The sequence below is a fragment of the Ruegeria sp. BB6 genome, from assembly GCF_056539385.1.
Window position 1 is genome coordinate 1 of record NZ_JBQFUW010000014.1, and the last position, 22,300, is coordinate 22,300.

At 52.0% G+C, this 22,300-nt stretch carries 17 protein-coding genes and 2 pseudogenes; 6 read left to right on the top strand and 13 right to left on the bottom strand.

Features of this window, described 5'->3' with window-relative positions:
* Positions 1 to 180: 180 nt before the first annotated feature.
* Positions 181 to 1,125, bottom strand: a complete 945-nt coding sequence (locus ACR0B7_RS20690) for an aldo/keto reductase (RefSeq protein WP_170577055.1) — start codon at positions 1,123 to 1,125, stop codon at positions 181 to 183.
* A gap of 288 nt (positions 1,126 to 1,413) precedes the next feature.
* On the bottom strand, positions 1,414 to 2,730 hold the full coding sequence (locus ACR0B7_RS20695; RefSeq protein ID WP_170577056.1) for a tetratricopeptide repeat protein: 1,317 nt from the start codon (positions 2,728 to 2,730) through the stop codon (positions 1,414 to 1,416).
* Between the two features lie 450 nt (positions 2,731 to 3,180).
* Here ACR0B7_RS20695 and ACR0B7_RS20700 point away from each other — a divergent pair.
* Both ACR0B7_RS20700 and ACR0B7_RS20705 read left to right on the top strand, forming a co-directional pair.
* Positions 3,181 to 3,732 (top strand): annotated as a pseudogene (locus ACR0B7_RS20700) (sulfatase-like hydrolase/transferase); the annotation flags it as partial.
* A gap of 184 nt (positions 3,733 to 3,916) precedes the next feature.
* Positions 3,917 to 4,090: pseudogene (locus ACR0B7_RS20705) on the top strand (tyrosine-type recombinase/integrase); the annotation flags it as partial.
* 190 nt (positions 4,091 to 4,280) lie between these two features.
* Here the strand turns inward: ACR0B7_RS20705 and ACR0B7_RS20710 are convergent.
* Both ACR0B7_RS20710 and ACR0B7_RS20715 read right to left on the bottom strand, forming a co-directional pair.
* Positions 4,281 to 5,279, bottom strand: coding sequence for an Lnb N-terminal periplasmic domain-containing protein (locus ACR0B7_RS20710; RefSeq protein ID WP_170464503.1), 999 nt, complete (start codon positions 5,277 to 5,279; stop codon positions 4,281 to 4,283).
* 33 nt (positions 5,280 to 5,312) lie between these two features.
* Positions 5,313 to 6,413, bottom strand: a complete 1,101-nt coding sequence (locus ACR0B7_RS20715) for an alpha/beta hydrolase (protein ID WP_170464504.1) — start codon at positions 6,411 to 6,413, stop codon at positions 5,313 to 5,315.
* 434 nt (positions 6,414 to 6,847) lie between these two features.
* Here ACR0B7_RS20715 and ACR0B7_RS20720 point away from each other — a divergent pair, with 434 nt between their 5' ends.
* Positions 6,848 to 8,122 carry an adenylate/guanylate cyclase domain-containing protein gene (locus ACR0B7_RS20720; protein ID WP_170485266.1) on the top strand — a complete coding sequence of 425 codons (1,275 nt, stop codon included), beginning with the start codon at positions 6,848 to 6,850 and terminating at the stop codon, positions 8,120 to 8,122.
* 657 nt (positions 8,123 to 8,779) lie between these two features.
* On the opposite strand, the gene ACR0B7_RS20725 is transcribed toward ACR0B7_RS20720, so the two are convergent.
* The 4 genes from ACR0B7_RS20725 to ACR0B7_RS20740 form a co-directional block, all read right to left on the bottom strand.
* Positions 8,780 to 9,550 carry a DUF2182 domain-containing protein gene (locus ACR0B7_RS20725; RefSeq protein WP_170383384.1) on the bottom strand — a complete coding sequence of 257 codons (771 nt, stop codon included), beginning with the start codon at positions 9,548 to 9,550 and terminating at the stop codon, positions 8,780 to 8,782.
* 28 nt (positions 9,551 to 9,578) lie between these two features.
* Complete coding sequence (locus ACR0B7_RS20730) at positions 9,579 to 10,199, bottom strand: DUF1326 domain-containing protein (protein WP_170383382.1); 621 nt, start codon at positions 10,197 to 10,199, stop codon at positions 9,579 to 9,581.
* A gap of 232 nt (positions 10,200 to 10,431) precedes the next feature.
* Positions 10,432 to 10,626 (bottom strand): DUF1059 domain-containing protein, encoded by a 195-nt coding sequence (locus ACR0B7_RS20735; protein WP_170383381.1) that lies wholly within the window; start codon positions 10,624 to 10,626, stop codon positions 10,432 to 10,434.
* A gap of 32 nt (positions 10,627 to 10,658) precedes the next feature.
* A complete protein-coding gene (locus ACR0B7_RS20740) occupies positions 10,659 to 11,069 on the bottom strand; it encodes a GFA family protein (RefSeq protein WP_480682356.1) in 411 nt (136 codons plus the stop codon).
* Positions 11,070 to 11,228: 159 nt separating this feature from the next.
* Between ACR0B7_RS20740 and ACR0B7_RS20745 the strand changes: the two genes are divergently transcribed.
* Positions 11,229 to 12,125 (top strand): LysR family transcriptional regulator, encoded by an 897-nt coding sequence (locus ACR0B7_RS20745; RefSeq protein WP_170577058.1) that lies wholly within the window; start codon positions 11,229 to 11,231, stop codon positions 12,123 to 12,125.
* Between the two features lie 55 nt (positions 12,126 to 12,180).
* Here the strand turns inward: ACR0B7_RS20745 and ACR0B7_RS20750 are convergent, their stop codons facing one another.
* Positions 12,181 to 13,413, bottom strand: coding sequence for a flavin-containing monooxygenase (locus ACR0B7_RS20750; RefSeq protein ID WP_170577059.1), 1,233 nt, complete (start codon positions 13,411 to 13,413; stop codon positions 12,181 to 12,183).
* Between the two features lie 220 nt (positions 13,414 to 13,633).
* Complete coding sequence (locus tag ACR0B7_RS20755; RefSeq protein ID WP_170383373.1) at positions 13,634 to 13,948, bottom strand: hypothetical protein; 315 nt, start codon at positions 13,946 to 13,948, stop codon at positions 13,634 to 13,636.
* A gap of 407 nt (positions 13,949 to 14,355) precedes the next feature.
* Here ACR0B7_RS20755 and ACR0B7_RS20760 point away from each other — a divergent pair, with 407 nt between their 5' ends.
* Positions 14,356 to 15,327 carry an adenylate/guanylate cyclase domain-containing protein gene (locus ACR0B7_RS20760; RefSeq protein WP_170384165.1) on the top strand — a complete coding sequence of 324 codons (972 nt, stop codon included), beginning with the start codon at positions 14,356 to 14,358 and terminating at the stop codon, positions 15,325 to 15,327.
* Between the two features lie 563 nt (positions 15,328 to 15,890).
* Entirely contained in the window at positions 15,891 to 17,513 is a 1,623-nt protein-coding gene (locus ACR0B7_RS20765; protein WP_480682359.1) for an FAD-dependent oxidoreductase, read from the top strand.
* A gap of 175 nt (positions 17,514 to 17,688) precedes the next feature.
* Here the strand turns inward: ACR0B7_RS20765 and ACR0B7_RS20770 are convergent, their stop codons facing one another.
* The 3 genes from ACR0B7_RS20770 to ACR0B7_RS20780 form a co-directional block, all read right to left on the bottom strand.
* Complete coding sequence (locus ACR0B7_RS20770) at positions 17,689 to 17,994, bottom strand: antibiotic biosynthesis monooxygenase (RefSeq protein WP_170485256.1); 306 nt, start codon at positions 17,992 to 17,994, stop codon at positions 17,689 to 17,691.
* A gap of 183 nt (positions 17,995 to 18,177) precedes the next feature.
* Complete coding sequence (locus ACR0B7_RS20775; RefSeq protein ID WP_170577061.1) at positions 18,178 to 20,472, bottom strand: rhodanese-like domain-containing protein; 2,295 nt, start codon at positions 20,470 to 20,472, stop codon at positions 18,178 to 18,180.
* 691 nt (positions 20,473 to 21,163) lie between these two features.
* Complete coding sequence (locus ACR0B7_RS20780) at positions 21,164 to 21,691, bottom strand: hypothetical protein (RefSeq protein ID WP_170555646.1); 528 nt, start codon at positions 21,689 to 21,691, stop codon at positions 21,164 to 21,166.
* Between the last annotated feature and the right edge of the window lie 609 nt (positions 21,692 to 22,300).

Below are 22,300 nucleotides of genomic sequence, written 5' to 3' on the forward strand. Positions count from 1 at the left end.
GCACTGCGGCATCGGAAGGGTTGGCAATTGGCCGCTTGTGGGCAGTTTGCATAACCTAGTGTAGTTCGACTGAATGGCAGCAAAGTCCGCATAGCAGTCGTTCAGGCCGAGTGCAGCGAATGACTACTCGGAGCCCAAAGCGGACAATTGGAAGAATAGTATTCTATCTTCAAATCGACTCTATGCTTCTGGGTCGCTCGAAGTTTTGTCGAGCTCAGCGAGTTCCTCCCAAACGCCTTCAGGGATGGACCACTCTGCCCATTCCATTGCCTGTTGAACATGCTGAGGCCACGTAACTCCGCAAATCGTCGAAGTGATATCTTCGTCTTTTAACGAGTATTGCAAGGCTGCAGCACCGACTGGAACATCGTAATGACCGCATATCTCTTCGACTGCACGTATTGGCGCAAGTATTTCATCATCTGCTGGTCGATAAACGTAGAAGCGGTGGATCGCACTGCCTCGGGCCAATACACCTCCTGAAAAAGGTGCTGCGTTCAATATCGAACAGCCTCGTGATTTTGCGAATTCAATCAGAGGTGCCGCATTGTTATTTACCAGCGTGTGCCTGTTGTGTGTCAGGACTACGTCAAAATCCCAAGCCTCCAAAATTGGCGTCATTAAGTCGACACGTCCCGCAGCGATTCCAACAGCCTTTGCCAAACCTTCGTCCTTGATACGAAACAACTCTTCAATCGCGCCACCGCTTCCTTTGACCTCCGATAAGTCGCTGGCGTATTCAACATCATGGATGTGGAGAATATCAACGCTGTCGACACCGAGAGCTCTAAGGCTTTCCTCAAATGATTTTCGTGCTTGGGATGCATCGAAAGCGCCGGTTTCCAGATTTCTGTCGATCTTGGTGGAAAGCACTCGTCCACCCGGCCACCCGCCAAGCTCACGAATGACTTTCCCGATGCGCTCTTCACTTCGGCCCATGGCATAGCAACGCGACGTGTCCAAGAATGCATTTGGCTGCGAAAGAATTGCCTTAATGGTACCAATCGCTCGGTTTTCGTCGACTTCATAACCATAAATTTCCGGAATACTGCCCAATCCTGTAGACCCAAACCCGATCCGAGGGACCCGTATCCCAGTCTGACCAATCTCGCGCAACTCCGCCATGCCATCCTCCCAATAGGTTCTGGAATTTGCAAATGTTGCGCGATCAAATTCTTAGAAACAAGTCAGTCTTGCTATCGGAGTCATTCGTGGGAGGCGCTGCACTCGTTCATGCAGTCCAATTATGAAGCTTTTCCGCTAAATGGCAGCTTTGTCCGCACTACGTTCACTGATGCACTGCGCAGCGAATGGCTGTTTCGAGCCTAAAGCCGAAGTTGCAATTGCATCGAATTGTACAAAATGTGTTGACTGGCAAAAGCTCGGCCTGCCGCTTTAAAAGCTGGTGCGCACTCACCCCTGACGCCAGCCCGCAATCTCAAGTGCTTCGAGGACATCGTCGGCGTCGGATGGGTTTCGATAAAATGTTGGGAACACTATTTCAGGGCGGAAGTTGGGATATGTCTGGCTCAGTTCGAAAAAATGTTCTTGAGCTTTTTCAATGTTACCGAGACGCGCGTATGAGGCGGCAAAAAAGACCAACGTTGGTGCGCTCACAGGGTCGCCTTGTTCGATGGCTTTTTGGAAAGAACTGATTGCATCCTGATAGTTCCCAAGGTGAAAAGACGCCACTCCAAAAATGTTCTTTCGTCCCAGACGCTGGCCAGATTCGTCGAAAGATCGTTCTGGAGCCGTTGCCGCCGCGCTGTCTGCAAACCGGCCGGAAACAAACATTATGAAGCCATAGGTGTCGAGAACATTCCCGTTGTTCCGGTCCAGCTCAACGGCGAGCTCGGCGAGACGGATCGCGTCGTCAAAGTCCCTCCGTGCGAAGCTGACCCATGCTTGCCCTGCCTGTGTCCAGCCCTCCTGTGGGGCAAGCTCTACAGCGCGATCAGCCATGGCTTGCGCCGAATTGAGCAGGTTTTCCTTTTCGGCATTTTCAGGTGTAAGCAGAGCGAGTGTACCAAGGGTATGTGCGGCACTAGCGAAACTTCCGAAATAAGTTGGATCCAATTCAATAGCTTCGTTGAAGAGTGATAACGCCAGTTTTTGCCGACCGGGATCCAAAACAGGGAACCGCAAGTCGCGACCTTGAAGATCAAGGTTGGCAGCTTCCAGAGATGCGAGCGATTTCTCTCGAAGAGCCTTGCGCTCGTTGATGCTATTTTCACTGTCCATAGCAGCATGTGGTGGTCTTGTTAGACTTATGTCGGACAAGGTCAAAAGCATTGCCAAAGCGACAACTGCCAAAGCTCCCACGACCGCTGCCAATTTTAGACTGGTGCCAAACGAATTTTTTACGGTTGTTGTTGGCGTTTCTGTCGCAGCCCGTTGTTCAAATCGCGGTATGTAGCCGCCAGCATCCAGATGTATTCGTATCGGATCATCTAGACCTTCTTCGCGATAGTAGTCATCTAACTTTCGTCTGACCCTTCGCGCTTCGACGCGCACAACGTTGTCGCTATCGGTTTCAGCCGGATCCCGACCAAAGACATCGGCTGCAATCGTTTTGCCTCTTATGCCCTTCGCTCGTCCGGCGATGCTCTCTTCAACCACGTATCGTAAAAATTGTATGGCGCGGTCGGAGTTTCGCATTGCGTTGCTTGCAACAACTTTGGCAAGAGCTTCGTTTCTTTCATCTTTCGTTGGCATTGTATCGGGTTTCATTTTGCTGCCATATCAGATGCTTGAGAAGGTGTCAGACTTACTTCGCCATACGAGTCTCACGGTAAGACACTTACTATCAATGAGGCAAATTGGCTACTCGGACGGCAATACAGAGCTATGGCCGAGGAACAATGGACTGCCCCGAACAACTCAAGGTTCTTTTTCCGAAATACCAGCGGGCTCTTACTGACCTGCTGACTAACGATCCCGCTTTCAGGGACACGGTCGCCGATTATCGGCAAATCAAACAGGACCTTTCATGTGAATTGGCCCGAGTTGAAGGTGCGCGGACCGCTGTTGTTTCAGACATGTCAGCGGCAATCAAGGAACTGCAGGAAGACATCAGACAAGCGCTCGAAAAATACCGACCCCGCACTTGACGCTTCATTCCATGCGCCAAGCAAATCGACCAAACAAAAGGACTCGTAAATGAAACCACATTCAAAGCGTATGTTACGCTACTCTGCGGCCATTGGATTGGCGTGCACCGGCGCTTGGTTGGCCCCAGCATATGCTGAAACCGACATCGTGCATGACGCCGATTACTACATTCTCAAGGCTCAACTGGGTGATGTCTGGGTTGCTGAGGACGGCGAGATAGATCAAAAACTGGCTGCTCTACGTGAAAAATTTGGAACACCGCCAAACATCATTCACATCATGTGGGATGATACGCCGGTTGGCGATGTTGGGTTTCCATCGTTGCAGAAACTACGCGGTCTGGAAACGCCAAACATCAACCAATTGGCCGCAGAAGGTGCAAATTTCCTGAGGATGTATACGGAACCTTCTTGCACGCAAAGCCGTGCGGCGGTGATCACAGGAAGGCACCCGATCCGTAACGGATTGACCGAGGTCGGTTTCCCATATGAATATGGCGGACTGGCGGCCAACGAAGTCACTATGGCCGAAGTTCTAGGGCCGGCGGGATACAACACGGCATTCTTCGGCAAAGCACATATCGGGGACGTTGAAGAAAGCTACCTCAATCGCCAAGGCTTTGATGAAGCTGTTTGGTCGCCCTATAACCAGTTTCCGATCATATACGGTCCCGAAGCCGAGATCGCCGGTGGCGTGTCCCCGACAACTACAAATCCGGAAATTTATCCCGAAGATCCATATGACATCGACAAGGGATGGCGTACTACGGACCACCCTGCGATCCTGGCAGGGGAAAAAGACGGACCGGTACGGAACGCATTCTCTTCGGCGGACAAAAGCTGCGCTGATCTATCGGAAGACTGGCAACCTTCGGGCCGTCCAGCTCCTGCTTGGACACACCAAGGTTGACAGTACGGTCAGGTACATTGGGGTCGAACTCGACGACGCGTTGAGCATCTCGGAGAAGATCGACATCTGACGGTTTGACGGACGGCAGCAGCCGTTCGTCATCTCAAAACGGGTTTCGTCATCTCAAAACGGGTTCCGAAGTTTAGGCGCGAACGGCCGCTCCTTCGGATACCAGACTTTGGATTATTTGCGTTAAATGACCGCCATGCGGACAAAGCCGCAATTGCTAAAACGCAAAGTCCGAAGTGGCTAAGTTGGGTTTACTTAGCGGGTACACCCTGTCGGATCGCGTTAGAATAACCTGCTCGGAGCCCAAATGCCTGCCCCTTTGAGGAAATACTGCCGAGCGTACGCAGTTCTTCGATGGAATAATCTGTGTTCAGGGAACCGCGGTCGTAACCGTACTCCGGCAAATAACCATTGACGACAATACGCCAGTCCAAGGGCGGGCCGTTCCCAATTGCGTGCATCATTTTGACGACAACGGTCGTGCAATTGGTTGCGATCGAATTGTACCAATGTGGTTCCGCTGCAAGGATGTTTGCATCACGAACATACTCTTCCAACAACTCTCTGGCGACGTCCGGATCTGGGCCGAGGCGAAACAGCTGAACATCTTCTTTGCGTATGTTCGTGCGCAAACCGACGACATCCAGTTCCGTTGCCGCCACTATGACGATTGGGTTTTCCTTGAACGCATCAGCGACCGGTGAAAATGCACCATCCGCTTGGCGTCGTACTTCAATTGACCAGGCCAGATACTGGCCGTCAGAAAAGCCGAAACTCAGAATAAAATGCGCCATCTCCGGACCGGCCCAATACGACAAAAAGAGGTCGGTGGTTTCTAGCTTGCTCAGGTCGTACGCCCGGGTTTCCCAGTTTTCGTCAAAACTACCGTCGCTGCGCCAGTCGAAATTGCGAACGCCGTCTAGCGTCAGGATGTCCCCATTGATGCTACCGGTCACTTGCCGGGCAACATCTGGTGACCAGTTTCCGTTGGAAGGCGGCTGTAGACTGGACCACCAAATGATCAGGGCGATGGAAGCAATCACGAATGGAATTTGCGTTTCTATACGCCTTTGCCACAACCAAATCACAACCGAGCTCGAACCAAGCAGTGCAAAGGATCCGCTTAACGCCGATTGTACCATGTCGCTTCCAGGGGCACGAAACCATAGTGCGGCAGCACCCCAAGCAGTGAAGCCCAGCGCGACCATCGCGATCAACATGACAACAAGAAATCTCAGCACGCGTATCATAACTGCTTCTATCCCTGAGACGCTCTTTGCTGACTACTGTACTTCAATCCTGATCGGAACACCGGCTAGCAGCTCGTCCAACTGCGTTGCGCGGGCATGCCTTGAGAATGTCCCTGCGTTGTTCAATCCTCTACCAAGCAGTTGAACCACTTCTGGAGAGCCCGCAAATTTGGAATGACTGCCGGAAGAAGAGTCGTCAATCGCTGTTAGGTCGATTGCGACAACTCCCAGCTCTGCCAGATCCGTAGCATTAGCTGCTCCTACGCGTGGCACACCTCCTGCAATGCGGCGGGACGTGCGCAAGGCGCTGTCGTCTTCGGACAACAAGACGAAAAAATTCTCAAGTTTGGTGTCTATTTCTTCCAATTGCACAGTGAACAAATCCAAGTCGATATCGGGTGAGGCCAGAATTATATTCTGAAGCCTGCCGGACGTGTTGAACGTGCCTCTGGCGGCTTGATCTCTGAGGGCCTCCATGATCAGAAATCCGCCCATCGAATGCGCGAAAACGTCGTAGCCTTCTGCATTTGTTCTGGCCAATATGTTGCCGATGTCAGCTACGCCTGATCTGGCAATCAATGCGCTGTTCAGATCATAGACATAACGACTGAGTTGAGCCGCCGATGCCCAATCGTACAAAACGGCTACACCTTCAAAGTTGGTGTCTTCAACAAACTGACCAAGTCTGAGCAGCGCGTCACTTGTTGTGTTGTTGTAACCATGTACAAAAAACAGAATATCGCGCTCCCCGGGTTTTCGTTTTGCCAGTTCCGCATTCACGGACGCCACAAAGGCATTCTCAGAGTTGTAAATTGTGGGTTCGATAATGGCGAACTCGGTCCTTGGGTCAGGTGGGAGCCGCTTAGGCCGGGTCAGTTCTCCTGTGACATGCGTTGGCGGGACCGATACAACAACCGATGCCAGTCCGAGGTCGGGTGCACGTTCCGCAGAGAAAAACGCACCAACTGTCTCACTTGCCTGCCGGGTAGACGCCAGGAAAATCTTATGGCGCGATGCTCCTGAAACCGAAGATACCGGCGTCTCCGGGTTATCGACTCCGACGAGTTCTGGTGGCCTGCCGCAGCCAGCAAGAAGCAAGGATTTGAACAAAAACAATATGATTAGGTGGCGCATAGTTCGTATCCCACAGGATTGGCAAAAAGCTGTTTAATGCAGGTACTATGCGAGACGCAACTAGACAAAAAATCGAAGGCCGGGTCGCTTCCGTTTGTGATAGGAAAGCATATATCGAAAGCGTCTGCTCTGGGCTGAGACTAGCCGTTCTCTGCAGGCGGCTACAAAGACTGCTATGCGGACAAAGCGGCCGTTAGTTGCACCGCTGCACAGGACCTTGGAAAGAGTACTTTAGAGTTGAATAGTCACATTTTTCTATCGAATGTTGCGCCCAGCACTTTTTCGTAGCTCGAAAAATTGACGGGCTTTGGCCAACATTGCGAGCGCACGCGCGTGAGAATTTGCAAACCTATCGCTAGAGAATTGAGCGTTCGAAGACAAACCGAATGACACGAGCCTTCGGCTGTAACAAGATGATGGTGGAGGTGTAAGTTATGGCGGATGTTTTCGACCGCATTGCAGATTGGCTGCAAAAGCTGGCCTTTTTTGATGCTGATCTTGGTGGGCTAGTCGAGCAGTTAAGTAACAGGCTGATCGATGGTGGCGTGCCGGTCACGCGTGTTTCCTTGGGCCGCCTGATGATGCACCCTGTAATTGGATTACTCGATGCAACGTGGGATGCGTCGAACCATCGTATTGAATGGACGGTTCTTCCACGCAGCTCTGTAACGGCTGATCTCTTCGACAAAGCACCCTTCGGAGAGAATTCGAAATTGGCCAATGAGATTGCGAAACAGCACTTTAATGAGGAAGTTTGGGACTTGGCGGACGGACTTGCCAACGGCACAATCAAGTTTCCTTTCATGCGAGCAAATCTGACTGACCGTGCGACCCGTGACAAATTTCCGCTATTCCGAAAACTCGCTGAAGCAGGTGTCACCGACTATGTCGTATGCAGTGCACCATTCGGCAATCGTACCGTTGTCTTTGACGGAGAGGTGGAGTGGGCTTTGGGCGCGTCTGTGTCTTTTGCTACAAAGCGTCGTTCTGGCTTCACAGACCGTGAGGTAGATGGCCTGTCGCGGCTATCTTTACCTTTGCTTGGTGCAGCGCGTGTATTGTCGGAGCAGTTCTTGGCAGCTGAGTTGATGGAGGTCTATCTAGGCAAGTTGTCCGGTCGATCCGTACTGAACGGTCAAATAGCCCGGGGAGATGTTAGCACAATTGACTGTGCTCTCTTGTTCAGCGATATGCGCGGCTCTACGGCTTTGAGCCAGCGCTTGTCTTCGGAAAAATATGTCGCGACGGTTAACCAATTCTTCGATTGTGTCGGTGGGGCGGTGCACGATCACGGCGGAGAGGTTCTTAAATTCGTTGGCGATGGGTTGCTTGCGATCTTTCCTTTTGATGGTCAACGAAGACTACCCGAAGACATGTGCGAAGCAGCCCTGTCCGCCGCGCGTGAAGCGTTCCAAAGAAATGAAGAACTTGATCCATCAGACCGTGTTGAATTTGGGGTTGGTTTGCACACTGGAGCGGCCGTTTACGGGAATGTTGGCACTGAAAAGCGCTTGGATTTTACGGTTACCGGGCCATCAGTCGCGATAGCCAGCAGGTTAGAGGGCCTGACGCGAAAACTGGAGGCGCGGCTTTTAGCAACGGGCGATTTTGTGAACTTGGTATCTGAAGGGCCAAAAAAATTGGGGCGGTATTCTCTGCGGGGTTTTGAGGAAGACTTAGATGTCTTTACTTACGAAATCTTCACATAACGCTCAATTGAATTAGGCGATTGGCAATCATTCGTTTAGGCGCGGGTACTGGAATGAAACCGGTCAGGTTTGGGCTCGAAACAGACGTCGGACTGCATTGGTTGGATGGCTGGTGCTATGTTCCATCGAGAACCCCTCAAGCGGTGTCTGAAACCTCGCGAGGCCGATTGACGCCTCTGAATACACGGTCTGCGCCTTTCAGAATATGTCCGGCAATGCACGAATTTGTAGCTCCAGACATGGATGGGCCAGCTCCAAGAGTGAATAGACTGTCGTTAAACTGTCATAAAAGCGTGACGTTCCTAGACTAGGGAATGTTTTGGTAGGTTGAGCTCCTCTGACTACCGCCCCGCGTCCGTCTATTGTCTGTTTATCGTCCATCCCCGGGCGGCGCGGGGCTTAGACGCCATCACCCGCACCAAAATCGACGACTTGAAGCCCATTAAGTTCGCATATCGATTTTAGGTGATCGATGTGAGTCATTGCCAACTCCAGAAAATCTGAATGGTCTTGCAACAGTTTAGCACACCAGTTCCCCTATTTCCGCTTAGGGTTCGGAGCGGAACTTATACTCCCGCAGAAATTGCTTGTCCGGTGACGTGTTGAAAATCGCTCTGCTGTGGCATTTATCCAGCCTGTGAATGCACCAACGTTTCCTCAGGCGAGCGTGATCAGCCACCCGCCCCAGACAATCAAAACCACGCCCAATCCGCGGCTCAGAAACCGCCCGAATGGCAACGTCTTTTCTGCCAAAACTACAATTGTAAGTACGGCAACCCACGGCAGGTTCATGACGCCCAACACAAAAAGCAGCACCATCAGCATCCAGCAGCAGCCAAGACAGTAGGCCCCATGGTGAAGCCCCATCTTCGCGGCACCTAGGGTTCCCTCGCGCCAATGAGCCATCAAAAAACTCATGGGCGAGCGGCAATGCTCTAGGCAAGCGTTCTTGAGCGGCGTCCATTGGAACAACCCGGCAAGTATCAACATCACGCCGCCCACAGTCGGCGCAACCCTCCCCATCATTGAGGAAAGCGCGCCACCAGTGTGCAGCCACCAATTCAATACAGTCGCCACCAGCGAGAACCCCAGCCAAACCAACAGATACCCCGCCACGAAGCTGCCCGTTGGCACGAAGGGTCGCCCTGCCTCCTCCCGCTTCGCGCGGACCCGCTCGTAGATCATTACGGCGGGTGTAACCGAAGGCAGCATCATCGCGAACATCATCGCCGCCCACATGATAAGCATGAAGACAAAATCCGCGACTGACCACTGCATCATCATCGGCATGGCCATGTCGCCAACCATCGTCATCGAGGACGAACCAAGCCCGAGGTAAATTGTATAGGCCCACGCCAGCGCCGTGAGCGCGACTAGCGCTGCCAACACCAGCGCCCGATCTCGTCGTGCGACCCCTACAGCATTCATTATGATGGCCTAAAGATCCGGCCCGGCCTCAGCCGGCCCAAGCGACTTGTCCGACCACACCCGACCGGCCCGTCCAGGTCACGGGCATATCCGCGTCGTTCCAAGTGGTTCCTTCACTGGGGGCCAGATCTCCTTCATGCCCCTCATGCCCGAAGGCGAGGCTGAACGCGGCGTTCTGCAGTTTCATCTTGTTGCCGAGGTCATTGACTAGGCGACGGGATTTCATCTCGCCCACACCGGCCACGCTTGCAGTTATTTCGCCATCGGCCTCGGTCACGCTGATCCCGGCGCGTTTGGTCGGAAGCCAGGTCGACAACAGGCTTGCCGGCACCTCCATGCCGCCGCCGGACGCACCCTGCAAGATAGTCTCCAATGCCGCCGTCTGCGCATCGCTGGCGTTTTCGTCAATGTACACTCGCCCGGTGCCGTTGGCGTCGAACAGTGTCGGCCCGGGGAAATGCAATGAGACAATCGCGTTTTGGCCAGAAAGGTCCACGCCTTCATGAGAGCCCTCGCTAATGCGTATCAACAGGGACGTCGCGCAATACCCTTGGTCCAAGAGCATAAGGTCAGCTTGCCCGAACCAGCATGGGCAAAGCATGTTGCAATTGCAGGTTTCGACGAGTTCCCCTGAAACATTCCAAGACATGATTTCTCCTCCCATCCCACATTTTCCACGGAGGCATTTTAGCAGAAAGGCTGCTTTTCACCAATCAACCAGAAGGTTAACCATGTCTCCTCAGGGCACAGAGCTACCTATCCCTACAGCTTACATGATTGGCTGGTTGGCAGCCCAAGCCGGTCCTTCGCAACAAAGCCGCCATTCGTCACCAAGCGATCCAAACCGAAATATCATTGGGTTCGAAGCTTAACTGATTTGATCATGCTGGTTTTATCAATGTTCCCAGATATGCCCGAGTGTCGGCATCCCACGAGCTGGGGTCCTCTCCATGAGCGACCACCGCGTGGAGTTCCATGAGTTTCCATACTTCATCTTTGGTCGCTGCGATCACTTTGCCTGGGCAGGCATCCATGCCCTCGCAATCCTTGCAGGCATATGAAAATGCGGTGTTCATCATTTTCTCCTCTTTCTGGACAGGAAAGTTGATCAAAACTCAGGAAACGTCGGGAGACCGTCGTCGAGTTTTATCCATGGCTGCTGACGTGATACGAAGACGTGGGCCTTGGGTTGCGCAATCGAAGGGTCGTCCAACGTCACAGAAGAAAACCAAGCGTCAGCACTCCAGTCTTGGCCCTCAACTTCCTTTATGGCTGCATAGGTCAACGTCGTTCCACAGTCCCGACAAAACCCGCGGCGAATACCCGAAGTTTTCTCAATGTGTTGGATTTCGCCTTTGACGCCGGCGAAGTCTTCGGCGGCTACCTTAGCCCAAGTTCCAAAAGCGCCACCAAGGGCCATTTGGCATGAACGACAATGGCAATGCCCCGACCAGACAGGTGGTGTCGCGATCTGGTATCGAACAGCACCACAGTAACATCCACCTTGAAGTTTTTCCATCGTATCAAAATCTCCTGGCATGCGGCTAGGTTGACATCGGTACTAAAGCATCCGCTCCAATATTTTAGAACAGCAGCGCAGATTTTACTGTGAATAATGTCAAGAATGCCGATATCATGCGACTCAAATAGTCTAACTAAACATTAGAAAAACTACAGCATGGATTGGTTGCACCTTCCCCCGATGAACGCTTTGCGCGCTTTCTCGGCAGTTGCGGAAGCAGGTAGTTACACCGTGGCGGCTGAACGCTTGAATGTGACCCAAGCGGCTGTCAGCCAGCAGGTGAAATCGTTGGAAAGGCATTTGGGTGTAGCTCTCGTTGCTAAACGTGGGCGCGGCATTGAGTTGACAGAGCCAGGTATCATTCTTGCACGTGAACTGGGTATCGGCTTTGAAATTATTGGAAGGGGTGTCGAACGACTGGCAGAACACACAGCGCAGCGTCCCGTTCAAGTGACAATGTCACCAGCATTTGCGGTGGAGTGGCTATTGCCGAGAATGGCAGAGTTTCAACAACAACATCCAGAGATCACTTTGATGCTGAACCCAACTTCTGAACTGGTTCAGATAAAACCCGGTGGTATCGATGTCGCCATTCGGTATCACGATAGACGCATGCCAAGAAAAGAAGAGGATACTGTCCTTGTTTCCGACATGGTCGTGATCGGAGCACCTTCACTGGTGGAAGACCAAGATCTGCGCGACCCGGCCTCTTTAACGAAGCTGCCCTGGTTGCAGGAACTGGGCACCAACGAGGCGGCCGACTGGTTCACCTATCATGGGGTTGTTCCTGCCGAGCCATTGACCATAAATCACATGCCTGGAAACCTAATCATGACTGCGGTTCGCCGGGGTGACGGTATCACGTATTCTGCCAGAGCTTTTTTCGAGGACGATCTGTCAACTGGTCGGATGATTGAATTGTTCTCTGAGCCACTCTTCGGCGTCTATTACATCCAGACGCAAGCAGAATTTCAGCGTCCCGAGGCTAAGGTTTTCGTCAACTGGCTTATATCTCAGTCACAAGTCGTCTCGGCAAACACGTCCGAAAACTGATCCAGTTGCAGTTGGAAACCTTCGAACCAAGTTAGGCTCGAGGCTGTCGCGCACCTCATTTGTTCGAAGTGGAAATCAAGTGATCAACTACATACTCCGCGTCCTCGCCCACGCCATAAAACAGGCCAGACCCTTGTGTATGCATCCAATGCAGTCCGCAGAAGTACAGGCCTGCTATATCCGTAGTACCTCGCTCATATAGTGGATAGCCAGTTTCATCGAAGACTGGCAAGTCGATCCATCCAAAATCGCGGTGAAACCCAGTTGCGTATATGACGGTTGAAACATTTGCTGCAGCCAAGTCGAAGAACGGTGGTTCAGGTTTGGGCTGCCAGTTGATCGGGACAACAATCTCCTTGGGATCATCGAGTCCATTCTCCGCAACAAACGTGTCGATGCTCTCCATTTCCGCGCGACACACATCGTCCACTGCCTTGAGCGTCTCTTCAAGTCCGCCCGCCAAAATCAGACACCCGTCTTGAACACCCTCAACCTTGCTGTGTAGTTTGACCCAGTCGAGCGCCATCTGGCGCAGATCAATAATACGACCACCCTCTCGCCCAGAGAGATGTGGATGGGCTTTGAACCGGATAGCTGTCCCTTTGGGGTGGTCCTTTACCGCCATGTTCATGTACCCAGTCGCCAAGTCCCATTCAAAAATGTCGCGCCCCCTATAGCGACGTGGGATGCGGCCAGCACTGCCCACAGCGAGATGTACGTCGCGCCCGGATAAGTGCAGGTCCTCAGCGACCTGACACCCTGACTGACCACTTCCAATAATGAATACCGCACCATCCGGTAGGCTCGCTGAGTTGCGATAGTCACATGTATGTATGCCGGTAACCCTTTCGGGCAGATCGTAATGCCAACTTGGTATATTCGGGTGTTGATGCGTGCCGACGGTGACGATCAAGTTCTGCGCTCTGATTTCGCCATCTGAAGTGGTTAGTTTGAACCGACCCGGTCCTGCACTTGCCTCGATTCTAGCCACCTCGACGCCCCCTCGATAGGGCGGACCAAAACTGCTCGCATAGTCTTCGATGTACTTGACGATCTCATCGCGGAGCATGAAACCATCGGGATCATCCCCATCGTAATGGAAACCTGGAAGTCGGCAGAGTTTGTTAGGAGAGACCAGGCAGAACGAGTCCCAACGGTTACGCCATGTATCGCCAATCTGCCCGCGGTCCAAAACAACGTGATCATAACCAGCCTGCTTTAAGTGCCAGCTAACGGAAAGACCAGCTTGACCTCCGCCCACAACCACAGTGCCAATCAGGGTGTACATAGCAGCAAACCTCTCTATGAAACTCTATCGGCGACAGCTAGTTGCTTCAACGTATCAATATCCGCTCAGGGCTCAACGCGGACATCGTAGTCATTTGGTCAGATATCCGCTTATGGACGGATGGCAGACCTAAACTTGCGAAACGTGAATGTCTGCTATGCGTACTATAGGGGCGCTCAAAGAGGTCGCTGAGCAGCAAGATCGTTGTGAAATCGAAGGGCTAAGTCCAGGCGACAGCTGTTCCAACAAGAACTAGTGCCATCCCGGCAGCTTCTTTGACTGAGTACACCTCTTCGAAGAAAAAATGTGAGACTACACCCAAAATTATGACTTCAGCTCCCATTACAGCCACGTAAATCAGTCCCAGTTTTTCATGCCCCAGAGCAGCAACTTCGAATGCGCCAGCTGTAAGTAAGGCAACAGCGATTATGGTTGCCACGCCCAGGCTGGGTAGTGTCCACCATGACTTCATGGCGACCATAGCAATACAATAAAAAAGAGCAGATAGCAGTGCGAGTGCAGCAACCATGTTCATGATTAAATCTCCCTCGATACTAACAAAATATCAGAATGAAACTCGTTGAGATGTGACCTAATTCACAAAGCAAATTTCAAATTTGCAGGAGTCAAAACTACAGATATCGTCAGCGGCCTAATAGGACGGTTCGTGCTCGGTTTGGTCATTCGCCGAAACTTCGCTAGCGACCGCGATGCGGACAAAGCTGAAACTCGAAGCAAGCCCTAAGTGCGCCGGCGAGACGGAGCTTCAACAACTCTGTCTCAGGTCTGCATGGTCCAAGGTGTGCTTGGCGCCTCTACCATCTTCTTCCTTGATTACATGCTTGTGCGTGGGCAGCATAAAGGTGGTAGAGTTCAGTACGGCTAATTCCAGATCGACGAATTTACTTTGCGCTTGTTTCGCCTGTGTTGGGAGTATCAGTTGTGGTCAAGGCTTCTCCTGAGATACTTGCTGTTACAGAACGCTGGTTTGAGGCGATCAGGACCCTAAATACGCACGTTTTGAAGGACTACCTTTCCGACTCGGTCGATCTCCGCTTCATTGGAACTGGCGAGAATGAGTTTTGGAAAGGTCAGGTTGTCCGCGATGGAGTCGGCGAATTCATCGGCGAAATGCCAGAGCCGGATGTGTGGGAAGTTCTCGAAGCCGAAGCCTTCGAGAACGGAGAGACGGGCTGGTCTGCTTTTCTACATCGGGTTGGGTTTCCCGGGCTTCGAGATGATTACATCGTCCGCACGGTGCTGGTGTTCGTCTTAGAGGGTGCGTCATGGAAGATCATTAATCGTCACGCCTCTCTTCCCTACCCAAATATAGATTTTGTAGGTAGCGAACAGTTGGCCATTCAAACTCTTGTGAAAGCTGCGCTCGAAGAAGGTCCGGAATTGCTTCAGGCAGAAGGTTTGGCCTCGGTGCTGTTTACTGATGTCGAAGGCAGTACGATGCTCGCGGCGGCCATGGGAGATCAGGGTTGGTCGGCGTTGATAGATCAGCATTTTCAGACTGTTGAGAGTATTGTCGCAACACATCGGGGGCAATTCGTGAAGTCGCTGGGAGACGGGACATTGTCCAGTTTCCAATCAGCGTCTGAAGCGCTTCTGGCGGCGATCAAAATACAGGAAGCCGTGGCTTTGAGCGATGTGGAACCGCGCTTGGGCCTACGAGTTGGCATTCATACCGGCGACGTTGTTTTGGCGCGTGGCGACTTCTTCGGAACCGTGGTCAACAAAGCGGCTCGCATAACTTCATCGGCCAATCCGGGTGAAATTCTTGTGTCGGATGTGACTAGAGCCATAGTTGGGGGAAATCACGAGTTCGAATTTGCGGCCGCACGATCTTTGGTCCTCAAAGGACTTCCAGATGATCACACAGTCTACCGTTTGCAATGGAGGCGATAGCTGCTCGCTGGGTATGACCTCGAAGATCAGCCCCGCCCCCGGGGGATAATTCAATCAAATTGCCCTTTTCGCGGAATGCCCTTGCAAAGTGAGCACACCCACTCCGCAGTTCCATCAATTGGCCTGCCCTTGCTCTTTAAATCACAGTGGGAAACAACCTGCTGATCGCGGCAAAAAGGACAGGTAACAAGGGCAAAGAAATCCGGAATATGGGTGACTTTCTTAGGTACGGGGTTGCAAACCATTTGGCACTCAGCATTGAATTATTCCCTGTTGGCTATCACATATCGCCGTTTTTCTCCACGTCTGCTTTGGGCTCAATGCAGCCATTCGGTGCGCAATGTATGAACGACTGCCCTGCGGGCAATACGGGCTTTCGACGCTGTCACCTGAATAGCCGAAACTGGCGCTTTGTGTGTTTCACGTGCAATGCAACGCGCTAAGTTTAGTTTCGCGGCTGCCATCGCCAGAGCTTAGCTCAGAGTATATACAATCTGATAGCATGCAGTGTTTCCCATGACATTAGGATTTGATCGGAGACAGGTGTTAATCTGTACCTTCTTATGCTGAAACCAGTAACGCTACAAAAGGAGCCTCCATTGTCGCCGACTGTTTCGACGTCCCCTCACGGACTGTCCCAATTAGACCAATCCCACTTTGATATTGCCATTGTTGGTGCGGGAATAAACGGTGCCAGCGCCGCCCAGCATCTTTGCGCGGCTGGTTACAGTGTGCTTGTTGTCGATCAGGATGATTTTGCCAATGGGGCAACCAGTCGTTCCAGTCGCTTGCTTCACTGTGGTCTTAGGCATTTGGCTTCAGGCTCCGGTTTCTGGCGGACGTTGTTGCGCCCACGGCGTCTGGCTATGTCCATGAAAACTGTTCGTGATGACATGCTGGCCAGAGATGAGATTGTGCGTACGATCCCCAACCGGGTAAAGCCAGTCAACTTCTGTTTGCCAATCTATTCAGATGATCAATACACCCCCTGGCAACTGGATGCGGCCTTTGCAGCACTACGGATGACCAGTCCGGCCGGCGAACCGCTGAGATATCGTCGCTACCGTCCAGACAACACCGATCAGGTTCCAATCAGCCCGTGGTTGCGAGATCCTGAAAAGCTGCGCAGCATCGCGGTTTTTCAGGAGTATCTTTTTGATTGGCCAGAGCGTATCGCGCTGGATGCCCTGTTTGATGCACGTCGGATGGGAGCGTGCGTTCGCAACTACACACGGGTGGTGGAGATCAGGCAAGCGCAAAAGGATGCGCGGTGGCACATTACGCTGCAATCGACTAGCAAAACAGCACTGGGCGCTCCTGAGGCCGCCACTGTCACTGCGGACTTTGTCCTCAATCTGGCAGGGGCTTGGGTCGATGATGTGACTGCCAGAACCGGGTCAAACACGGCTCCCAAATGTACGGGGATGAAAGGCATACATATTGCGGTGCAACTGCCAGAGGAATTCGCTGATTGGGGGGTATTCACCTATAACAGCATAGGCGAGCCACTTTATTGCCTACCCTTTCGCGGTATCCATTATGTCGGCTTGACGCGAACACCATTCCAAGGAGATGCCGCTAGCGTCTCGGCGACGGACCAGGAAATTGAATGGATGGTTTCGGAAACCAACCGGTGTCTTCCAAAGCTGTCTCTGAAACCCAGCGATGTGCGGTTTACCTGGGCTGGCGTCAACCCGCTGACGCGTGATCCGCTGGAACCAATGGGTAGCCGCGAGATCAAGATACATGATTTGGCGGTTGATGGATTGCCCAACATGCTGGCGCTTACTGGTGGCCCGATCATAACCCATAGGCGCGTCGCAAGAAAAATCACCCGGGAGATTCAAGAGCGACTAGTGCCCTCCAGAGATCGGCGCGATCTGCAATACTGTGGCACTCAGACAATATTTGACTACGACGCCGCATGTGACGGCAACCAGAAGCCAAAGGATTACAGCTCCGTGATTACAAACTCTGCGCGCAACGAAATGCCGGGCAATCTGGCTGATTTGCTCATGCGGAGGCTTGGTCTGGGGTGGGAACCGGATCAAGGCCTGCGACAAGCCCGCAAAATTGCCGAGACGGCAGCGCCACATCTGGGCTGGTCAAATTCAAGGATTGAAGATGAGCTAGTCTCCTATCAGGCTCACCTTGATCGAGCCCGGCGAAAACAGGGTGCCGGTTGAGGCCATAGGCTTTCGTCACACACATGATCCGCAACGGGCCAATGCGAACGTCGGCTACTTTGCGTTTTTTGCCACTGAAACGGCGCGCAGCATTGGTCAGATTGGGCTCGGAACAGTCGTACGCTGAGCAGTGCATCAGTGATCGCAATGCGGACGAAGCAGACCTTCCACCTATTTATGGACCCACAGCCCCGAGCAACTCAAAGTGTTCGATGCTGGCCGAGGCAATCAAATCTCGCTCTTCAGGCTCGATGCGCGCTTCGTGCCAGGTATCTCCGGTGAAAGCCTTTATTGAATCCAAGTCGCGCCATAGCATGGTCATGCAGAACGTATTCGGATCGCCTCTCCACGGCTTTCCAGCAGCTACCCAGATCAGGCCATCTTGGCTTTTCACAAGAGGCAGTATCTGATCGAGAAAAATCGCCTCAAATTCTTCGGCCTTGCTATCGTGTACGCTCAATCTGAACTGGCGGAGCAGCATTTCGAGTTCCTCCGGATTTATTGGTTTCACCAAATATTACTGACAGGGACAACCGTCGTGGTCTCTCTGCGTATATCGATCAGCAACAATTGAATGTCTGCTCTATCGCTAATCAGAGGCTCCCAACAACCGTTGCTGGCCTTGTTTCCAAGGCGAGACCAAGGGTGAAGGGCGTGCGTCGAACTACTCGTTTTCTATGACAGCCGTTGGAAGGCCTTGCTCGACCCAATCTGGAAACCCACCCGCATAGTACCGAGGATCCTCGAAGCCCCAGAGTTGCGCCTTTATTGCAGCATAAACCGAATATGGGCAATGAGGCCCATGGCAGCTGAAAACTATAGTGTCATCAAGATTTGCTATTTCGAGAAGAGCGTCCCGGGACAGGCCAACTAACAGCGAATAGTTGACTGAATTGGGTATGTGCCCGGCATTAAAATCTAGCTTTGCGCGGACGTCGACGAATTTCGCCGCGCCTTGTTCCCAAAGCCCACGCGCTTCTTCAGTGTCAATTCGTGAGATTGATTCAGGATAGTACAAACCTTCGACACGCTTCAAACGGTCTGCGACATCATCGTAATCAACGTCATTGCCAGTGCTTGGCGGTACACCGGCTTTCACAACGCCATCGTACAGATGTCGGCGATAGTCTGGGTCGTATCCATACATGTCACCATACCACCAGATAAGGCTTTCTTCAGCGGTAAACGGATCATAATACGACGGTACTGCAATAGCGTCGTACTGCTTTATCAGATCTGGGACGTCATCCAGCCGCCCCAAGTGACCAAGTGCGGATACCAGCGTCGTAATATCGGCCACAATGTCAGAATTGCGTTTGAGTACGCGTCGCATCGTTGACACGACGTTCTCATATTTTTTTTGGTGAAGCTGGGAAACACCCAGTTCGCGCAAGTAACGTGTTGGTTCAAGCGGGTCAAAACGCAACGCGTACCGGATCGCCGCTTCTGCTTCCGGCGCACGCCCAGTTGCATTCAGGACCTTCGCTTTTACAAGATGTATATCAGGGTCATTTGGTGCCAATGCCAAAGCCTTGTCCAATTCCTTGTAAGCCTCGCCATGGCGACCCTGCTCCACAAGAATTTCTGCCTGAACCGAATATGCCAGCGCGGATGGGTCTTCCATAGCCTTTTCAAGGCTTCGTTCCACTTCCTTCCAAGACCGTTCAAACCCGCCACCCATGGCCAGAAACCAGACGCTCTGAACAATTCGCCAATGGGCAGCGGCCAATGCTGCATAAGCCCTGTGGTAATCGGGGTCGATTGCGATTGCGTCTTCAAATTTTGAAATCGCGGTTAAAGTGTCATCAGAATTGCCGCTACGCAGGAGTTCAAGCCCGTACAGCACCAAGTCATATGCTTCCGGATGTTCAGTTTCTGCTGTTCCAAATCCCTGTTTTTCCTTGGCTGTCAATTGAACCGCCAATGCGGATGTTATTTCTTCCAGGACTTGATCCTGAAGTTCAAAAACCTGCTGAACATTACTGTCATAACGGTCGGCCCAAACATGGTGACCGCTCAAAGCGTCGATCAACTGCGCGTTCACGCGAACCTGATCACCTGCTCTACGCAGGCTTCCTTCAAGGATGTATTGAACACCAAGTTCCTCGGCGACCTGCTGGGACTTCACGGCTTTGTCTTTATATGTCCAACTAGAATTCCGTGAAATAACGAAAATGCCAGACAGCTTGCTCAAATCAGTAATTAGATCTTCTGTCATACCGTCTGCAAAAAATGCGTGTTGTGGATCGTCACTAAAGTCGTCGAATGGAAGAACAACGAGTGAAGGTTTATCCGGAAGAGGAAGGGCCATTTGGTCAACTGAGGCAGGATCGAACTCAAATTTCCATGGTCGCCAAATCAGTAGGGCTGCGAATAGGATAACGACAGCCATTGAAATACCTACTTTGATCGAAAAACTTCCGGAGTTTGAAACAAATGGCTTCCCACCCGGTATCACCCGATAAACCCTCACTGGGGTGGAAATGTTTTTGACTCTCTTTTCTCCCAGATCTTCGTAACCAACTTCCACGTTCGCTTTAAGGTGATCGTAGGCTGTGCCGGATACGACGACTCCACCCGGCGCTGCAAGTTCTTCCAGTCGGGCTGCGATATTAACACCGTCTCCGTAAATATCCCCCTCGTCGAAGACAATGTCGCCTAGATTGACCGCAACTCGGTAACGAATTTTACGATCTTCAGGGACATGTTCTTCTCGGGCTTTCATGGCTTCTTGAATCGAAACCGCGCAATGAACCGCCTCTACGACACTGGGAAATTCGGCGATCATGCCGTCCCCTGTTAATTTAATTATATGGCCTTTGTGGGCATCTATTTTGGGGTCTATGAGTTCGGTCCGGTGTCTTTTTTGCCGCTCAATAGTACCTGTCTCGTCTGCCTCCATTAGGCGCGAGTACCCAACCATGTCGGCGGCGAGAACGGCGGCAATCCTACGCTCCATGCTAGTCCTCCGAGTTTTAGGATAGCAGAATATGAATTGAAATTCGACTTCAGGCCTGTACGCCGCATTCAGCCGCCAGCACCAGCGACCACCCGTCAGCAACCGGAACCAGGCGTCAGCAGTCCAGCCAGAGCCAGTGGACAATTGCTCGGGCGGTCTAGTTAGACACTTGGCGACACTGGGAAACGGCCTCTTTAGCGGATCTACACGCCCCGAAACCGGCCCAGTTGGTCAGGCATCGCCAAAAAGCCAGTTCCAATCATCGGTTAGTAAGGACTCCTACCACCCCAGCTACTTCATCCGAACATGAAACAATAACTGGCACAGGGTGGTAGCTACCCTAGAAGTACCCGGATTATGCCCCAGCCGTTTCGGGTGATACGGGTGATACGGGTGTTGAGGGTAGCCGCTTTGGGCTCAAGGCAGTCATCTGAGAGTTTTTGTCAGATGACGGCTTAAAAACGGATAGCGGTCATTGTTGGCGGCCATTCCGAGAAATTTCGCCTGTAGGTCTGCATTCAACGGCAGCGGACATTCGCTGAAATCTTCTGAACGGCAGAGTTGCGGGACAAAGCAGACATAGGCTCAGCGGTTTTTTGTCCTTTGGTGCGAAACACGGCACTGTTTCTCTTTCGACCCATTAAAGAAGGCCCCCCGCAAAGCGAGGGGCCTTAACCAAGGTTACAATCGATTAGCCGGCGACGGCAGCGTTGCATTCACGGGCTTTGTCGATAGCTTTTAGAGTTCCATCAAGGCTTACGTCGAATGTGTTGGCATCCTCAGGCATCACTGTCATAACGTAACGCTTCTGAATATCTTCAACAAAGTCGGGGTTGTTAGCCAGCAAATAGCCACCCTTGTAGTCGCGCGCGAGGTTCGAAGGTGCTGCAGTGGCGTCGCCAACATAAGCTTTGTCATCTAGACGCAGATGTACTTTGTTGTCCTTGAACTCTAAGTCGGCCTTAGTGAAAACACCGACATAGCCGAACTCTTTATCCGCGGTCAGGCCCATCTGCACCACGTTTTCATTCTCGTCAACGCGCTCGATCAGACAGGCATTTCGGCTCTTGTCTACATAAATTGTCCAGCCGGACTCTTCGCCCCATTTTTCAAATTCCGCGTTGTCCTTCGGCAAAACCCCATCATCGGCAAGAGCCACGCATGCGGTACCGAGAAAAATTGCAGTGCTTGTCATCAGAGTTTTTATGATATTCGTCATGGTTGATCCTCCCAAAAAAATTGAATGTGATTTGCAATAACGCCTTAGGAAAATAACCGGGGCCAACTTTTGCGACAACAGTTTTCCGCTGCCATCATTAAGCGAGTATCGGAAGAGCAATTGCTATGGACTCAAATCGCTCATTTGCCGAAATATCGCCAGTGACCACCTTACGGACTTTGCAGCCATCCGCATTTTTGCTTCAGAGGAACGCATTCTGCCCAAACCAGTCAAATCGGGCCAACCATGCCCATGTTTGATCACCCTGGTGGACCCAACTTGTTTTTCTACACAGACAATACCAAAGAGTCGCCATTCGTTTTTTCTCCCAAGCTCCCGAAGCATAAGAATCTGGTATTTTTTTTAGATGTATACTTTTGGACGTTTCGTCAGCAGAAAACGTCGGAACTCAAAGTCAATTCGGGCTCGAAACAGATGTCCGACAGCATTGGTTGGATAGCTGGTGCTATGTTCCATCGAGAACCCTTCAAGCGGTGTCTGAAACCTCGCGAGGCCGATTGACGCCTCTGAATACACGGTCTGCGTCTTTCAGAATATGTCCGGCAATGCACGAATTTGTAGCTCCAGACATGGATGGGCCAGCTCCAA

What these genes read in the sequence shown, in the direction of transcription:
- ACR0B7_RS20770 (WP_170485256.1), bottom strand. Translation starts at nt 17,994, where the DNA reads ATGCTGCTCCGCCAGTTCAGATTGAGCGTACACGATAGCAAGGCCGAA.
- ACR0B7_RS20735 (WP_170383381.1), bottom strand. Translation starts at nt 10,626, where the DNA reads ATGAACACCGCATTTTCATATGCCTGCAAGGATTGCGAGGGCATGGAT.
- ACR0B7_RS20740 (WP_480682356.1), bottom strand. Translation starts at nt 11,069, where the DNA reads ATGGAAAAACTTCAAGGTGGATGTTACTGTGGTGCTGTTCGATACCAG.
- ACR0B7_RS20755 (WP_170383373.1), bottom strand. Translation starts at nt 13,948, where the DNA reads ATGAACATGGTTGCTGCACTCGCACTGCTATCTGCTCTTTTTTATTGT.
- ACR0B7_RS20720 (WP_170485266.1), top strand. Translation starts at nt 6,848, where the DNA reads ATGGCGGATGTTTTCGACCGCATTGCAGATTGGCTGCAAAAGCTGGCC.
- ACR0B7_RS20775 (WP_170577061.1), bottom strand. Translation starts at nt 20,472, where the DNA reads ATGGAGCGTAGGATTGCCGCCGTTCTCGCCGCCGACATGGTTGGGTAC.
- ACR0B7_RS20765 (WP_480682359.1), top strand. Translation starts at nt 15,891, where the DNA reads ATGCTGAAACCAGTAACGCTACAAAAGGAGCCTCCATTGTCGCCGACT.
- ACR0B7_RS20745 (WP_170577058.1), top strand. Translation starts at nt 11,229, where the DNA reads ATGGATTGGTTGCACCTTCCCCCGATGAACGCTTTGCGCGCTTTCTCG.
- ACR0B7_RS20780 (WP_170555646.1), bottom strand. Translation starts at nt 21,691, where the DNA reads ATGACGAATATCATAAAAACTCTGATGACAAGCACTGCAATTTTTCTC.
- ACR0B7_RS20715 (WP_170464504.1), bottom strand. Translation starts at nt 6,413, where the DNA reads ATGCGCCACCTAATCATATTGTTTTTGTTCAAATCCTTGCTTCTTGCT.
- ACR0B7_RS20710 (WP_170464503.1), bottom strand. Translation starts at nt 5,279, where the DNA reads ATGATACGCGTGCTGAGATTTCTTGTTGTCATGTTGATCGCGATGGTC.
- ACR0B7_RS20695 (WP_170577056.1), bottom strand. Translation starts at nt 2,730, where the DNA reads ATGAAACCCGATACAATGCCAACGAAAGATGAAAGAAACGAAGCTCTT.
- ACR0B7_RS20750 (WP_170577059.1), bottom strand. Translation starts at nt 13,413, where the DNA reads ATGTACACCCTGATTGGCACTGTGGTTGTGGGCGGAGGTCAAGCTGGT.
- ACR0B7_RS20730 (WP_170383382.1), bottom strand. Translation starts at nt 10,199, where the DNA reads ATGTCTTGGAATGTTTCAGGGGAACTCGTCGAAACCTGCAATTGCAAC.
- ACR0B7_RS20690 (WP_170577055.1), bottom strand. Translation starts at nt 1,125, where the DNA reads ATGGCGGAGTTGCGCGAGATTGGTCAGACTGGGATACGGGTCCCTCGG.
- ACR0B7_RS20725 (WP_170383384.1), bottom strand. Translation starts at nt 9,550, where the DNA reads ATGAATGCTGTAGGGGTCGCACGACGAGATCGGGCGCTGGTGTTGGCA.